Source organism: Rhizobium sp. BK376 (genome assembly GCF_004341625.1).
Classification (GTDB): Bacteria; Pseudomonadota; Alphaproteobacteria; order Rhizobiales; family Rhizobiaceae; genus Rhizobium.
In genome coordinates, this window is sequence record NZ_SLZG01000002.1 from 707,032 (window position 1) to 722,216 (window position 15,185).

Here is a 15,185-nt window from a genome sequence, read left to right on the forward strand (position 1 = left end):
ACGGAATTTTGCACAATGAGCGACTTGCCCCTTGCCGATCTCGATGCATTCACCATCGTCGCCCGCGAGCGCAGCTTTCGCGAGGCCGCCCGCAAACGGGGCGTCTCGGCCTCGTCCCTTAGCGAGGCGTTGCGACGGCTTGAAGAACGCCTGGGCGTGCGTCTCCTTAACCGCACGACCCGAAGCGTCACGCCGACGGAAGCAGGCGAACGGTTGATCGAACGGCTTTCGCCCGCCATCGGGGAAATTGCCGCTGCACTCGACGATATCAATAGCTTCCGCGACAGCCTCGCCGGCACATTGCGGCTCAATGTCCCGAATGTCGCGGCCATCGTCTTCTTACCCGATCTCGTCAACCGCTTCCTGAAGGCCTATCCCGGCATAGTGCTGGAGATCGTCGCCGAGGACAGTTTTATCGATGTGCTGGCGGCCGGATATGATGCCGGGGTCCGTTACGACGAGCGGCTGGAGCGCGACATGATTGCGGTGCCGATCGGGCCTCGGCAACAGCGCTACATAACGGCTGCATCTCCGGCCTATCTCGAGGCGAATGGCGAACCCAAGCATCCGCGCGATATCCTCAACCATCGCTGCATTCGTCATCGTTTCGTCAGCGGCAACGTGCTGGCCTGGGAGTTCGAGCGGGATGGGCAGGTGGTGATGATTTCGCCGCCGACCAGCCTAGCCGCCAATTCCGTCGATATCGAGCGCAGCGCCGCGGTCGCTGGACTTGGGATCATCCGCACTTTCGAGGAGTTCCTGGCTCCTGCGCTTGCCAGCGGCGAGCTGGTGCGGATATTGCCGGAATGGGAGACGGTGTTCTCCGGCCCGTTTCTCTATTATGCGAGCCGCCGACATATGCCTGCGCCGCTGCGCGCCTTCGTCGATTTCCTGCGGCTGGAACAGCGCGCTGCCGGCCGGCGTTCTGCGGTCGAGGATCAGCAAAATAACTAGGCCGATCAATAAGTTTGAAATGTTCACGGATTGTTTCTGTGTTCATCTTTCAGTATTGAAGTCTTAACGCGAACCGTTCCCGTTCTGTCTCTTCATGGAGGCGGAGCCCATCAAAAGGCAAAAGCTCCATGATCGATCCGAAATTCGTCCGCCGAGGCCTCTTCCTCGTCTTTGTCATCCTCTTTCTCGACATTATCGGCATCGCCATCATCATGCCGGTGCTGCCGGCCTATCTGGAGCAACTGACAGGCGGCACGATCAGCTCTGCGGCCGTCGATGGCGGCTGGCTGCTTCTGGCCTATGCTGGAATGCAGTTCCTTTGTGCGCCACTGATCGGCAATCTCAGCGACCGCTTTGGCCGCCGGCCGATCCTGCTCGTCTCGGTTCTGACCTTTGCGATCGATAATTTCATCTGCGCCGTCGCGACGAGTTTCTGGATGCTGTTTGTCGGGCGCATTCTGGCGGGCATCAGCGGCGGTAGCTTTGCGACATGCTCGGCCTACATTGCCGACATCAGCAACGAGGAAAACCGGGCGAAGAATTTCGGGTTGATCGGCATCGCCTTCGGCGTCGGCTTCACGCTCGGTCCCGTCATAGGCGGTGTTCTCGGCGAGTTCGGGCCACGCGTTCCTTTCTTCGGCGCGGCGGCGCTTTCCTTCGTCAACTTCGTCGCCGCCTGCTTCCTGCTTCCGGAAACGCTGGAAGCGAAGAACCGCCGCAGCTTCGAATGGAGCCGGGCCAATCCGCTCGGCGCGCTGAAGCAGATGCGCAATTATGTCGGTATCGGCTGGGTTTGCCTGGTCATGTTCCTCTATTGGCTGGCTCATGCGGTCTATCCATCGGTTTGGTCCTTCGTTTCGTCCTATCGCTATGGCTGGAGCGAAGGCGAAATCGGCCTGTCGCTCGGAATCTACGGTATCGGCGCGGCCGTGGTCATGGGGCTGGTGCTGCCCCGGCTTGTCCCGCTGCTCGGAGAGTGGAAGACGGCGGTGCTGGGTCTGCTGTTTTCCGCGGCCGGGCTGACAGGCTATGCTTTTGCCTGGGAAGGGTGGGTCGTCTATCTCGTCATCGTCGGGACAGTCATCGAGAATGTTGCCGACGCCCCGCTGCGCAGTATCGCTGCCGGCAAGGTTCCCGCATCCGCGCAGGGCGAATTACAGGGTGCGCTCACCAGCCTCAGCAGCATCACCACGATTATCGGGCCGCTGATCTTCACGCAACTCTTCGGCTACTTCACTTCGGCAGAGGCCCCAGTCACTTTTGCCGGCGCGCCCTATCTCATGGCGGCGATCTTCATTCTGGCGGCTGTCGCAATCTTTTCGGCCAGGGTTCGAGTGACGCAACAGAAGAGCGAATTCGAGATCGCCTAAAAACACATCAGATTTTTTGATAGCTTGATGAATTCTTCGGCAATTAGCCGCTCCGGACTGGCTTTCGCGGGTTGTTTCAGGTAAGTCCACTATCTTCGCGCGCCACGCGGTGGGGCGATTTGCGCGCACTTTAAAGACGAGATTCCGATATGGATACGCCGGTGGATGCGCGCTTCGTCGCGCAAGACTATAGCAATTCTTGGCCTGCGCATTTCCGCGCCACGCTTGCGCTCGGCATCCCGCTGATCGGTGCGCAGCTGGCCCAGCTCGGTATCAACACGACCGACGTCATGATCGTCGGCCGTCTCGGCGCCGAGCAGCTTGCGGCCATGGTGCTGTCGGCGCAGTTCCTGTTTACGATCCTGATCTTCGGTTCGGGCTTCCCGATTGCTGTTATTCCCATGGTAGCACAGGCCTTTGGCAGCGGCGACGTGACCTCCGTGCGCCGGTCGCTGCGCATGGGCCTCTGGGTCGTGATCGCCTATTGGCTGCTGATGCAGCCGGTATTCTACAATGCCGAATCCATTCTGCTGGCTGTCGGACAGAAGCCCGATGTGGCGAAGCTTGCCGCCGGTTATATCGCCATCGGCCATTACGCCGTGCTGCCGGGCCTGCTCTATAACGTGCTGCGGGCTCTAGTCAGCGCGATCGGCCGGGCAGGGGTCATCCTTTACGTCACGATCGCCATGCTGGTGATGAATGCCGTGCTCGCCTATATCGTCGTGCTCGGTCATTTCGGCCTGCCGAGCTACGGCCTGAAGGGTGCTGCCACGGTTTCGCTTGTGGTCCAGACGGTAGGTTTCCTCTTCATCGTCGCCTTCGTGCAGGCGAGGGCTGAGACTCGTCGCTACGAGATATTCGTGCGGTTCTGGCGGCCGGATTGGCATGCCTTCTGGGAGGTCATCCGGCTCGGCCTGCCGATCAGCGTGACCATCCTTGCCGAAGTCAGCCTCTTTACGGCTGCTTCGCTGATGATGGGACATATCGGCACGATCGAGCTTGCTGCGCATGGTATTGCTCTGCAATGGGCGTCGATCGCCTTCATGATCCCGCTCGGCCTGTCGCAGGCCGCAACGGTGCGCGTCGGCGTCGCACATGGGCGGGGTGATATCGAAGGCCTGACGCGGGCGTCGATTGCGGTCTTGATCGTTTCCTGCGCGGTCACGCTCGGCGGCAGCATCCTCTTTGCGACCAAGCCGGAGTTTCTTGGAAGCTGGTTCCTCGACGTCAACTCGCCGGAGGCGCCGCAGGTCTTGGCCTACGCTGCGCCGCTGATCGTCGTTGCCGGCCTCTTCCAGCTCGTCGATGGCCTGCAGGCGATCGCCAACGGCCTTCTGCGCGGGCTGAAGGATGCGCGCGTGCCGATGATCATGGCGCTGATCGCCTATTGGCCGATCGGCTTCTTCCTGGCTTGGCTGCTGGCTTTTCCGCTCGGCTTCGGGGGCATCGGCATCTGGTTCGGCTTCCTGCTGGGCCTCGCCTCGGCGGCCGTCATGTTGTGCGCGCGCTTTTACATACTCTTGCGCGAGGAGCGTAAGGCCGGCTGATGCCGGCCTTCACGTCGATCAGGCGGCATAGCGATAGTTACCGAGTTCCATGCGGATATCGAGGCGACGGAAGAGTTCCTGCGGATCGCAATTTGCTTGGCGATGTGATGCCATGACCGCCGCCTTGGCGGGCTCCATCACTTCGGCATTCTCCCATTCGGCGATCGTCACGATGTTGAATTCGTCAGGACCCGCATCGTTTTCCAGAATGGCATCCCAAATGAAGCCGCGCTGCTCGCGCAGCACGGAGTGGACCCTGTTGATATTCTTCAGGAACTCATCGCGGGCGGGTGCCGGGACGACGAACCTGTCGAGCCTGTAACGGACGATCTCATTTCATTGCCTTTCGTCATGGGTCACTGCACCTCCGGATGGCGGTTTGCTCTCACGACGAGCGGTCTACTTCCTCAAGTTTGGTTGAGGTCAAGATCATTTTATTCCGCGAATGAAAAAAGCCCGGCGAAGATATCTCCGCCGGGCTTTGTCCGTTCCGAAATCAGATGCTTACCGCTCTGCCAGAGCCGCTTCGCCCTTCTTCTCGCGCACGAGATTGATGAAGCGGCGGAAGAGGTAGTGGCTATCCTGCGGGCCGGGAGAGGCTTCCGGATGATGCTGGACGGAGAAGACCGGCTTGCCGGTCAGGCGAAGACCGCAATTGGAGCCGTCGAAGAGAGAAACGTGAGTCTCCTCAACACCTTCGGGGAGCGAATTCGAGTCGACCGCGAAGCCGTGGTTCATTGATACGATCTCGACCTTGCCGGTCGTGTGGTCCTTGACAGGATGGTTGGCGCCGTGATGGCCCTGATGCATCTTTGCGGTCTTGCCGCCGACTGCGAGGCCGAGCATCTGGTGGCCAAGGCAGATGCCGAAGAGCGGGATGTCGGTCTTGATCAGGTCCTTGATGACAGGCACGGCATATTCGCCCGTTGCCGCCGGATCGCCCGGGCCGTTGGACAGGAAGATGCCATCCGGATTGAGCGACAGCACGTCTTCGGTGCTCGACGTCGCCGGCAGAACGGTCACCTTGCAGTCGAGGCCGGCGAAGAGGCGCAGGATGTTGCGCTTGACGCCGTAGTCGAGGCAAACGACGTGATACTTGGCGTCATCGGATCCAAGCGTCCCGTAACCTTCGTTCCAGACCCACGGCGTCTGTGCCCATTGCGAAGACTGGCCCGAGGAGGCGACCTTCGCGAGGTCGAGGCCCTCGAGACCGCTCCAGGCCTTGGCTTCCGCCTTTAGCGTGTCCAGATCGAAGACGCCGCTCGGGTCATGGGCGATGACTGCGTTCGGCATGCCGTTCTCGCGGATCCAGGCGGTCAGCGCGCGTGTGTCGATGCCGCACATGCCGATGATGCCGCGGGCTTTCAGCCATGCGTCGAGATGCTTGATGGCGCGGTAGTTGGACGGATCGGTCATCTCGGCTTTGAAGATGACGCCGACGGCGCCGTGGCGTGCGGCAGGCGTCAGGTCCTCGACGTCTTCCTCGTTGGTGCCGACATTGCCGATATGCGGGAAGGTGAAGGTGACGATCTGGCCGAGATAGGACGGGTCCGTCAGGATTTCCTCATAGCCGGTCAGCGCCGTGTTGAAGCAGACTTCGGCCTGGACCTTGCCGGTCGCGCCGATGCCCTTGCCTTCGATCACTGTGCCGTCTGCGAGGACGAGCATGGCGGTAGGCTTTTCGGTGGTCCAGGGGGCGGTTGCGGTCATGGTCATCCCGTTTCCGGCGATCGCGGCCGCCTTGCAAAGGTCGGGTTCGTTCGCCATTTTGGTTCGCGGACAGGGGCGCGCAACAATGGTCGCGTGTCGGCCCTGATGTCGATTTTCGTGCAGGTGCCGGTAAATAGCCAAACCTGGCCCGCCGGTCAATTGCTGCTATGCAGATGAAACCGGGTTCCTGTCGATTCAATGCGGCATATTGCGCCATTTTATTTGATTGTGCCGGGCGGGCTGGTCTAAGACGCTCGCAAATGAAAAGCATTGCCGGCTGCTTCGAAGCACGGCCTGCCAAGGAGAACAAGAATGATCCGCGAAACCCTCTCCAACGCCCAGAAGGAAGCGATGAAAGCCAAGGATACGGCGCGGCTTTCCACCGTCCGTCTCATCCTTGCCGGCATCAAAGATCGGGACATCGCCAATCGAGGCGCCGGCAAGGAGCAGGCGAGCGAAGACGAAATCCTGCAGCTGCTGGCAAAGATGATCAAGCAACGCGAAGAGTCTGCCAAGGTCTACACGGATGGCGGTCGGCCTGAGCTTGCCGAAAAGGAGCGCGAGGAAATCACGGTCATCCAGGGCTTCATGCCGGAGCAGCTATCCGACGACAAGGTGCGCGAAATCTGCGCAGCTGTTGTCACAGAGCTCGGGGCACAGGGCCTGAAGGACATGGGCAAGTGCGTAGCGGTTCTAAAAGAGCGCTGTGCAGGGCAGATCGATTTCGCCAAGGCTTCCGCCATCCTCAAGGATCTGCTGAAGTAAAGCGATGCGGACCGGCCTCGTCGGAGGCCGGTCGCACATCCGTGCCATGCGAAGCGTTCGACGTTGCCTCGTAGGCCGCATCGATCACCGCGAATTTTGCGGCCTGATAATTCCAGTATTCGGACACGAAACCGCGCGACAGCCAGAAGCTGCTGCGCCCGGGGGATCCTTCCCAGCCGACGCTTCCCATCTGTGCGGCCTGCTTCAGCAGCCGCTTCAGATGCGTGTTGGAAATCATGAACTGGTCGCGAATGTCCTTCATGGAAATCCGGCCGATGGCGATTCGCTCCAGCGACGGCTCCACGCTCTCGACCTTCGAGACGAGATAATCCATCACCACGCCACCTGAATTCGCCCAGTTGAACAGATTGAACGTCGGGCCCGGATTTCTGATGGCCTGGCTGGCGAATATGGCCGCTGCTATCCGCGGCTGTAGACCCGCGATCATCTGAGGATTTGCCTGAAGATTGTCCGCGCGGTTGCCGCCATCCAGCAAGTCGAGGATAAACAGGTGAGTGCTGATCCATCGCCCGAGGTGCGTTATGGTGTAATCAGTGGGGACCAGCAAGCGCGTGCGCCGGTCCGGAAGATCCTGCAAAGGCTGCAGAAATTTATAGGCCAGCATTTCCTGGACGAAAGCGACGGCCGTGTTGCGGCTGGCGATTCGATGGATGAGAACGGAATCGACGAAGCGGGCTGCATAAAGGCCGGAATTCGGCTCGCCGGGCATGCCGTAATGCAGCGCAAAACCGGCATGGGCCATCAACCAGCGCTGCTGGGCTGCGAAGATGGAAGCGATACGCGGACTTTCATTGTAGATTGCGATCAATTCATGAGCGCAACGCAGAATAGCTGCAAGAAACTTTTCGTTGGAAGCAAGCTCTTCTGCGGCGATCGGCATTGATGTTATTCCAGATGAGAGGCCGAATTCATGATGTGAGGACGGCTTTTATCAACGGATTCGCTTGAAAAGCAACAGATCACTTAAATGCCAAAGTAAACCTGAAAATCAAAGAAGGCAGGAACTGGGGGAGTTCCTGCCTTCTTGCGCTTTGCATGCGTCTGATGACGCAGGGTGGGGCCCAAAATCAGACGTTGATTGCAAAGGCACCCAAGTGAGGCGGCGCCGGGGGTAGGGATGGTGCCTCACTTGGGGATGGGTGAATTACTTGACGATCTTGACGCTATGGGCCCAATCGGTGCCCTTGGATTTCTGCCAAGATATTTGAACTTTATCGCCGGTCTTTACGTCCGGGGTCTTTGCGTTTTTCGGCAGGTGGTAGACCGTGCCGTTGTCGAGTGCGATTGTCATTGCCGATGCGTCGTAAGTCTTGACGGTGCCTGTTGTCGTGTGGCTCGCCATCGCCGCCGAACCGTAGGTCGCGGTGGCAAAGAGGGCTGCGGCAGCAAAGGGTACGAGAAGAATGCGCATCACAACTCTCCTAAACAGTAAGCCCGCATGTTTGGCTTCCAGTTCGGCAGGCTGTCCGGGCATGTCGCGTCGCGAAACCTAAGTAAGTCCCGCCGGCATGTCCCAGCCTGTGAGACAAAAACTATTGCGCCGCAAAATAATATTCAAATTACAAAAAAATAATGTTTAGCCGGGAGCGTCGCCGCAAATGCGCCACCAAAAAATTGGGCTGGCGGCAAGGTCACTCCGATTTGAAGCCTTTTCGGTCGCTGCTTCTGCGGCCAGACCGATGCTGAAGCAACTGTATCCATTTGGTTTTTTGCTACTATTGTTCCGCCGGGCAACGGCGGATTACGCCCGTGGCGCGAGTCTGAAATCTCCTCCAGTTGCCTCGGGAAGACGGGCAACGTTCTGGTCGTGCGGGTCTGGTAAGGCGGTCTTCACGATACGGTGAACGACTAAGGCTTCTGGTTTGGCCTCGCACGTCGCAGAGACTGCGGCGCCCCGGCATATGCGCTACGCCGTAGGTCAACCCTGTGGAAAGCGGTTATCCTGACGCTCATTGATAGCAAAGCACGGCTTTCCTGCTTATATGGATGCTAGCCCAGAGGTATGCATGCGATTTCCCAATTCATTTCTCGACGAGATTCGTGACCGCGTTCCGATATCGGACGTGATCGGTCGTCGTGTGACCTGGGATCGCCGCAAGACCAATGTGCCGCGCGGCGATTACTGGGCCTGCTGCCCCTTCCACGGCGAGAAGTCGCCGAGCTTTCACTGTGAGGATCGCAAGGGTCGCTATCATTGCTTCGGCTGCGGCGTTACCGGAGATCACTTCCGCTTCCTCACAGAACTCGAAGGCCTGAGTTTTCCGGAGGCTGTGCAGCAGATTGCCGATATGGCGGGCGTCGCCATGCCGATCGCCGATCCCGTTGCCGAGAAGCGGGAGAAGGAACGCACGTCGCTGCTCGATGTCATGGAAATGGCGACACAGTTCTTCCAGGATCAGTTGCAGACGGCAAATGGAGCAAAGGCGCGCGCCTATCTTCGCGACCGCGGACTGACCGGCCGCACCATCGAGACTTTTCGTCTCGGTTATTCGCCGGATAGCCGTAATGCGCTGAAGGAACATTTGGCGGCAAAGGGTGCGTCCAAGGAGCAGATAGAGGCCTGTGGCCTTGTCGTCCACGGCCCCGACATTCCTGTTTCCTACGATCGGTTTCGCGACCGCATCATGTTTCCCATTCTGTCGTCGCGGGAAAAGGTCATCGCCTTCGGCGGACGCGCCATGTCTGCGGATGCGCCGGCGAAATATCTCAACTCCAATGAGACGGAGCTCTTTCACAAGGGCAACGTTCTCTACAATTTCTCCCGTGCGCGCCGCGCCGCACAGGATGCCAGCCGTACCGGTTCCGAGGAGAGCTCTGCCGGCACCATTATCGCCGTTGAAGGCTATATGGATGTGATCGCGCTGCATCAGGCGGGCGTCGAGAATGCGGTTGCGCCGCTCGGTACGGCGTTGACGGAAAACCAGCTTGATCTGCTCTGGAAGATGACGCCGCAACCGGTTCTCTGCTTCGACGGCGATGGCGCCGGCGTTCGCGCAGCCAATCGCGGCGTCGATCTGGCGCTGCCGCATTTGAAGCCCGGCAAGAGCGTGCGTTTTGCGTTGCTTCCCGACGGGAAGGATCCCGACGATCTGGTGCGTCACGAAGGCCGCGCACCTTTCGACAAGGTGATGGCGCAGGCGCGGCCATTGGCCGAGATGGTATGGAACCGCGAGATCGGCAGTGGCCGGTTCGACACGCCCGAAGCCCGCGCGGAGCTCGAGGCGCGGTTGAAGCAGATCGTTGCCGTCATCGCCGACGAAAATGTCCGCCGTCACTACCAGCAGGATATTCGCGACCGGCTGAACGCATTCTTCCAGCCGCAGTTTCAGAACCGCGGCGGTCCACGTGGCGGCGGTTTCGAGCGCAGTGGTAGCGGGCGCGGCTTCAACGGTCGCGGCGGTGAGCGGAGTGGAAATCCGCGTGCTCCGGCATCGACGGCTGCATCGGATCGGCTGGTCCGCTCCAGCATGATCAAGGGTCATCAGGATATTCCGGGCCTGCGAGAGAGTGTTTTGGCGCTGACCGTGGTCAATCACCCCCAGCTTCTCCAGGACGAGTATGACGAGATTGCCGCGATCGACTACCAGAGCCGGGATCTCCAGCGCCTGTGGTCTGCGATGCTTGGCACAGTGGCGACGGTGGCTGCGCCGCATCTGACGCGGGAACATCTGCTCGAAAAGCTGGAAGAGCAGGGGTTTGCCACGCTGCTCAGGGGTCTCGAACAGCAGGTGCGCAACGCCCGCCTTTGGACCGCGACGGAAGATGCGGCCATGGAGGATGCGCGCGAGGGCTATCGTCAGTCGCTCGCGCTGCACAAGCGCTCGAAGGCCCTTAGATGGCAGAAGAATGAGCTTGAGCGCGAGATTGCCGAGGCGACCGAAGAAGCCGATGGGGAAAGGATCGAGCAATTGATGCGGGCGCTTCAGGAAGTGCACCTCGAAGGTCTGCGGCTCGAAAACCAGGAAGCCATCATCGATGGCTTCGGCATCATGTCCGGTCGCGTCAAGGTCGCGGGAAAGTGATGCTGGCGCCAGACGCTTTGGAAATCGCGACAGCCGAATACTGCAAGCCGGCCCCGACTTCTTGAAAGTAGTCAAAGGTTCCTGAGCTTGCGAACGCGCAACAGGAAGGCAAATCGCTTAAGGCTGAAGAGCGACAGTGGGGGGCCGAATTCTCGTTCCAGCTGGTAGAAATGCATGCACGGAGCGTAGTGGGAGAAAATCTGCGCAGGGATAGAGCGATCGACGTTCGAATAAACCGCAATTCGGCGTTTTCGATCTTCGACGGCCATCCGACATTGGACCCCGTCAAAATACAGCGCGCGCAAATCGCCCGACTGAAACTTTGCCTTTGCGATGCCCGCGTATTCGATTGTTTTTGGAGACCCCATAAGCGAGATGCTTTAGTGGATTCGGCTATGACGTCAAGATGCAAGGCGATTTCACCTGTGAGCTTGTCGGGTACGGTATCTTCGACCAAGAGGCATCTTGGAAAGTGTGAGGAAACGATTCCTCGTGGAAGGACGGAATGTCAGAGACAGAGAGATACGATCCGAGCTTTTCGGCGGATGATGCGCTTTTCGGCGAATCCCGTCGGGAGGAAAGGAGTTCGGGAACGCGGCGATCCCTTGAGCGCCCCCTGGATGTCCTCAATCGGATTTACGGATATTCCGCCTTTCGTGGAAAGCAGCAGCAGGTGGTCGAGCATGTCGTTGGCGGCGGCGATGCCGTGGTGCTGTTTCCTACGGGTGCCGGCAAATCGCTCTGCTTCCAGATTCCAGCGCTTTGCCGCGATGGCGTCGGCATCGTCGTTTCGCCGCTGATCGCCCTGATGCGCGACCAGGTCGAGGCGATGAAGCAGCTCGGCATCAGGGCTGCGGCGCTCAATTCCTCCTTGTCGCGCGAGGAATTCCTCGATGTTCGCCGAGCAATCTCCAACGGAGCGCTCGATCTGCTTTATGTGACGCCGGAGCGCATCGTTACAGACGGTTTCCGCGAGATGATCGGCGGGGCGAAGATCGCGCTGTTTGCGATCGACGAGGCGCATTGCGTTTCGCAATGGGGGCATGATTTCCGCCCGGAATACCGTGAACTCGGAAAGCTTGCCGAGCTGCATCCGGGCGTGCCGCGTATCGCGCTGACGGCAACGGCCGATCCGCACACGCGTGACGACATTATCGAGCGGCTGGCTCTGGATCGTGCGGCGGTCTTTACGACCAGCTTCGATCGTCCGAACATTGCGTACGAGATTGTCGAGCGCGATCAGCCGCGCCAGCAGCTGTTGCGGTTTCTCAATGGCCATAAGGGTAACAGCGGCATCGTTTATTGCCTGTCGCGGGCCAAGGTTGAGGACACCTCGGAATGGCTGAACGGGCAGGGCATCCGGTCGCTGCCCTATCATGCCGGCATGGACCGGGCGCTACGCGATGCCAACCAGGATGCCTTCCTGAAGGAGGAAGAGCTCTGCCTCGTTGCGACCGTCGCCTTCGGCATGGGGATCGACAAGCCCAATGTGCGCTATGTCGCCCATCTCGATCTGCCTGGTTCCGTCGAGGCCTATTATCAGGAGACCGGCCGCGCCGGGCGCGATGGCCTGCCGTCGGAGGTCTGGATGGCCTATGGCATGGCCGATGTCATCCAGCGGCGGCGGATGATCGACGAAGGTGGCGCTGCCGAGGAAATCAAGCGGGTGGAGCGCGGCAAGCTGAACGCTTTGCTTGCCATATGCGAAACGGCGGGTTGCCGACGCCAGGCGATCCTTGGGCATTTCGGCGAGGCGCATGGCGGCGGCTGCGGCAATTGCGACACCTGCCTGAAACCGGTCGAGACCTGGGACGGCACGGAAGCGGCAATCAAGGCGCTTGCCGCAGTCTATCGCACCGGCGAGCGTTTCGGCACCGGCCATGTCATCGATGTGCTCATGGGAACGGTCAATGAGAAGACTGAACGCTTCGGTCATGTCTCGATGCCGGTCTTTGGGGCGGGCAAGGACATCGCCTCGCGGACATGGCAATCGATTTTCCGGCAGTTGCTGGCGATGGGGCTGATTGCGATCGACCACAGCGCCTTCGGGGCGATGAAGCTGGAGCCGGAGGCGCGCGCCGTCTTCAAACATGAGCGGCAGGTACTGTTTCGCAAGGACCGGCCGACGTCAGGTCGATCCACGAAAAAGATGGAGCGGACCGAGCGCCGGTCGACGCTGTCAGGTGCCGATGGAACCCTTTTCGAGGCGCTGAGGGCGGAGCGCATGTCGATCGCCAAATCGCTCGGCGTGCCGCCCTATGTCGTCTTTCCCGATACGACGCTGATGGCCTTTGCGACCGAGCGGCCGCGTAGCCGCAAGGAACTGCTCGGCATTTCCGGCGTCGGCCAGTCGAAGCTCGAACGCTATGGCGATGCGTTCCTGGACATCATCCTTTCCCACGACGGGTAGGCCTGAAGCGGTCCAAAGCCGCCGGGAATCTAGTCGCTGCCGGATGACACTTCGACGGCGGGCAGAAGCGCCTTCGGTCGAGGTTTGAGCAGGAACCTTTGCGCTGGTCGTTCAACCAGCTGGTAAAGGGCAAGCGATATAGCCACCGTCCAGATAACAGCGGCACATAAAAGCAGGAATACCAGCCCCAGCGAGGCATCTTTGCTGAGCAGCTTCATCGCGGGCTGGATTGTGTAGGGATGCACCAGATAGAGGGAATAGGAAGCGTCGCCCAGGAGGACAAGCGCAAGGATCAGGCGCGTTTTCTGTACCTTCCAGAACAGGCATCCGATCACAACGAGCGCCGAGAAAATGGCCGGCGGCACAATTCCCGGCAAGACAAGCGATGCGGTAAAATAGGCGATCGGCGCGCAGATAATGCTCATCAAAGCAAGGAGCTGGGAACCGTTCCTGAAGTAGTCCGAACCTGAGAAGATCTCCTGCAGCCCCATTCCAAGAACGAACTCGACGAGAATAGGACTGGTATAGAAGCGCCATTCGGCAGGCCCGTCCGGCCATAGGGAATTGAGCCCTACTAGGAACAGGAGGACGCCCGACGCCAGCCAGGACGCCCCGCGTCCGGAGGCCAGCGCGCACAGGCCGTAAATCAGGTAGAAAAACATTTCGTAGCAGAGGGTCCAGCCCAGGAACAACAGGGGCTGGATGGCGCCGTTGCTCTTTTCATAGGGCACGAACAGGAAGGACCTGATGATCGCCTGCTGCGTCAAGACGGTGGAATTGAGCAAATCCGGCTTCGCCAAGGCAATGATGATAACCGCCAGCGTCAGCAGCCAATAAAGGGGTACGACGCGCGCCACCCTTCGGCGGGCGAAGTCGAGGAAGCCCCGTGCGGGGTTGGTCGTGTAGCTGATGATAAAGCCGCTCAGCACGAAGAATATGTCGACGCCGGCAGCGCCAAGGCCGAATGGATTGGTGGTGAGTTGATATTGGATCTGCAGTCCGCTGCCGACATGGAAAAGCACGACGAAGAACGCCGCCGCAAAACGCAGAACCTGTAGCGACGGCAAGTGTTTTTTTCCGCTTCGAGGTGGTGTTGGCACCTGAAGACCTTGGCCGGTCATGGTGCCGCGCTCCAGTTCAAATCCTTACGCAGCCTGTCCGTCAAGATCTGCGCCATAGCGGCGTGCGTCGGGGGGCTGGGATGCCAGTTGCACCCATAGCTTCCGACGGCGACCCTTAATCGCAGATAGTGCAAACGGGTGTCGCCCGCGGCAATCCGGGAATCGACCACGGCTTTGACCGCCGCTTCCCCAGCAGCGAAATCGGGATCCGAAAGCATCGGTCCGAGAGCGGCATAGATCAGCGCGTCCGGGTGCTCCGTCCTCAGCTTTGAGAGAAGCGCCGCATAGTCTTTCACGAAAGTCGGCGGGCGAAGGCCACTTCCGAAATCATTGGTGCCGAGGTTGACGATGATCGCCTGATAGTCCGGATCGCTCAGCGACGGCGAGCCATTCTTGTCGGTGGGTGTCGCTCGATCGATCAAACCGGCCATCACCTCGCCATCGTCATCAGCGCGAGAGACCCCGATGCCGGATTTCGCCAGCGTCGTTACATCTGAGCCGAGCGTCCGGCCCGTGATGGCTTCGTAAGTCAGATATTGGTTTTCGGCCTCGGCGTTGGCGTCGGGTTTACAGCCCGCGATCTTTGCCTCGACGCCGTAGCCTGCCGAGATCGAATCTCCGACGACCAGCAAACGCCGCGGCGACGGTCGAGATTGCAGAAAGCTGCCGTCTGTCTCCGCTGAAAGGAAGCGAGTGTTTCCGAACAGGCCCTCTGTTCGACGCGTCAATCGTACGGAGTGTTGTCCGTTCGGCAGTCCATCGGCAACGACGTAGAGTTTGCTCCCCTTGGCAAGATCGAGCCGCGAGACATGCCCGTCCACATCCAGCATGACGCTGTTGTTGCCGCTATCTTCCAAGCTCAGTTCAAGAGATGTTCCCCGAAACACCATTTCGAGGCCGCTGCCCGGCCACCCAAACTCCCGGCGATCCTCTGCAACCCGACCTATCCAGCGCGAAGGCGCTGATACCTCTTCGGCTACGGCGGACTGAAGCGAGACCAGAAGCAATAAAGGTGCGTACAAACAAGGAAATATACCCATCAGCGAAAATCTATCTCTGTTTGAAATGCTGATCTTCGTCGGCCGGCCGGTGCTCAAGCGCAACAGGCATGCCGTTGTTGCTGAATGCACGAAATCCTACGTCACCTTACGTGATCCAAGCAGCCAAATCGGCAAGGGGCATTATTCAATTTTTGTACGTGAGCATATACGTCGAGCATAACCTGCTCAGACATGTCGGCGTCGACTGAGCTTCGCCCGCCACGG

The 15,185-nt window shown here is 59.6% G+C and carries 12 protein-coding genes; 6 read left to right on the top strand and 6 right to left on the bottom strand.

Annotated elements, in window-relative coordinates; all coding sequences use genetic code 11:
• Window positions 1-15 precede the first annotated feature (15 nt).
• From EV561_RS07900 to EV561_RS07910, 3 genes are all read left to right on the top strand, one after another.
• The gene (locus tag EV561_RS07900) at window positions 16-954 is read left to right on the top strand and encodes a LysR family transcriptional regulator (protein WP_132519572.1); all 939 of its coding nucleotides are present in this window, start codon (window positions 16-18) and stop codon (window positions 952-954) included.
• Between the two features lie 128 nt (window positions 955-1,082).
• Window positions 1,083-2,324, top strand: a complete 1,242-nt coding sequence (locus EV561_RS07905) for a TCR/Tet family MFS transporter (RefSeq protein ID WP_132519575.1) — start codon at window positions 1,083-1,085, stop codon at window positions 2,322-2,324.
• A gap of 149 nt (window positions 2,325-2,473) precedes the next feature.
• Window positions 2,474-3,871 carry an MATE family efflux transporter gene (locus EV561_RS07910; RefSeq protein ID WP_132519578.1) on the top strand — a complete coding sequence of 466 codons (1,398 nt, stop codon included), beginning with the start codon at window positions 2,474-2,476 and terminating at the stop codon, window positions 3,869-3,871.
• Between the two features lie 18 nt (window positions 3,872-3,889).
• Here the strand turns inward: EV561_RS07910 and EV561_RS07915 are convergent, their stop codons facing one another.
• Together EV561_RS07915 and carA are read right to left on the bottom strand one after the other, a co-directional pair.
• A complete protein-coding gene (locus EV561_RS07915; protein WP_132519581.1) occupies window positions 3,890-4,201 on the bottom strand; it encodes an antibiotic biosynthesis monooxygenase in 312 nt (103 codons plus the stop codon).
• A 174-nt stretch (window positions 4,202-4,375) separates the two neighbouring features.
• Complete coding sequence (gene carA, locus EV561_RS07920; RefSeq protein WP_132519933.1) at window positions 4,376-5,581, bottom strand: glutamine-hydrolyzing carbamoyl-phosphate synthase small subunit; 1,206 nt, start codon at window positions 5,579-5,581, stop codon at window positions 4,376-4,378.
• 312 nt (window positions 5,582-5,893) lie between these two features.
• Between carA and EV561_RS07925 the strand changes: the two genes are divergently transcribed.
• Entirely contained in the window at window positions 5,894-6,346 is a 453-nt protein-coding gene (locus tag EV561_RS07925; RefSeq protein WP_132519584.1) for a GatB/YqeY domain-containing protein, read from the top strand.
• On the opposite strand, the gene EV561_RS07930 is transcribed toward EV561_RS07925, so the two are convergent.
• Together EV561_RS07930 and EV561_RS07935 are read right to left on the bottom strand one after the other, a co-directional pair.
• Window positions 6,327-7,247, bottom strand: coding sequence for a hypothetical protein (locus tag EV561_RS07930; RefSeq protein WP_245512613.1), 921 nt, complete (start codon window positions 7,245-7,247; stop codon window positions 6,327-6,329). The two genes, EV561_RS07925 and EV561_RS07930, sit on opposite strands and share 20 nt — an antisense overlap.
• A 264-nt stretch (window positions 7,248-7,511) precedes the next feature.
• On the bottom strand, window positions 7,512-7,778 hold the full coding sequence (locus tag EV561_RS07935; RefSeq protein WP_132519587.1) for a DUF1344 domain-containing protein: 267 nt from the start codon (window positions 7,776-7,778) through the stop codon (window positions 7,512-7,514).
• A 595-nt stretch (window positions 7,779-8,373) separates the two neighbouring features.
• Between EV561_RS07935 and dnaG the strand changes: the two genes are divergently transcribed.
• Together dnaG and recQ are read left to right on the top strand one after the other, a co-directional pair.
• A complete protein-coding gene (gene dnaG, locus EV561_RS07940; protein WP_132519590.1) occupies window positions 8,374-10,389 on the top strand; it encodes a DNA primase in 2,016 nt (671 codons plus the stop codon).
• Window positions 10,390-10,894: 505 nt separating this feature from the next.
• A complete protein-coding gene (gene recQ / locus EV561_RS07945) occupies window positions 10,895-12,799 on the top strand; it encodes a DNA helicase RecQ (protein WP_132519593.1) in 1,905 nt (634 codons plus the stop codon).
• Between the two features lie 29 nt (window positions 12,800-12,828).
• On the opposite strand, the gene EV561_RS07950 is transcribed toward recQ, so the two are convergent.
• Together EV561_RS07950 and EV561_RS07955 are read right to left on the bottom strand one after the other, a co-directional pair.
• Window positions 12,829-13,866 (bottom strand): acyltransferase, encoded by a 1,038-nt coding sequence (locus EV561_RS07950; RefSeq protein WP_165927767.1) that lies wholly within the window; start codon window positions 13,864-13,866, stop codon window positions 12,829-12,831.
• Between the two features lie 50 nt (window positions 13,867-13,916).
• Complete coding sequence (locus EV561_RS07955; protein ID WP_132519599.1) at window positions 13,917-14,960, bottom strand: SGNH/GDSL hydrolase family protein; 1,044 nt, start codon at window positions 14,958-14,960, stop codon at window positions 13,917-13,919.
• Window positions 14,961-15,185: the final 225 nt, after the last annotated feature.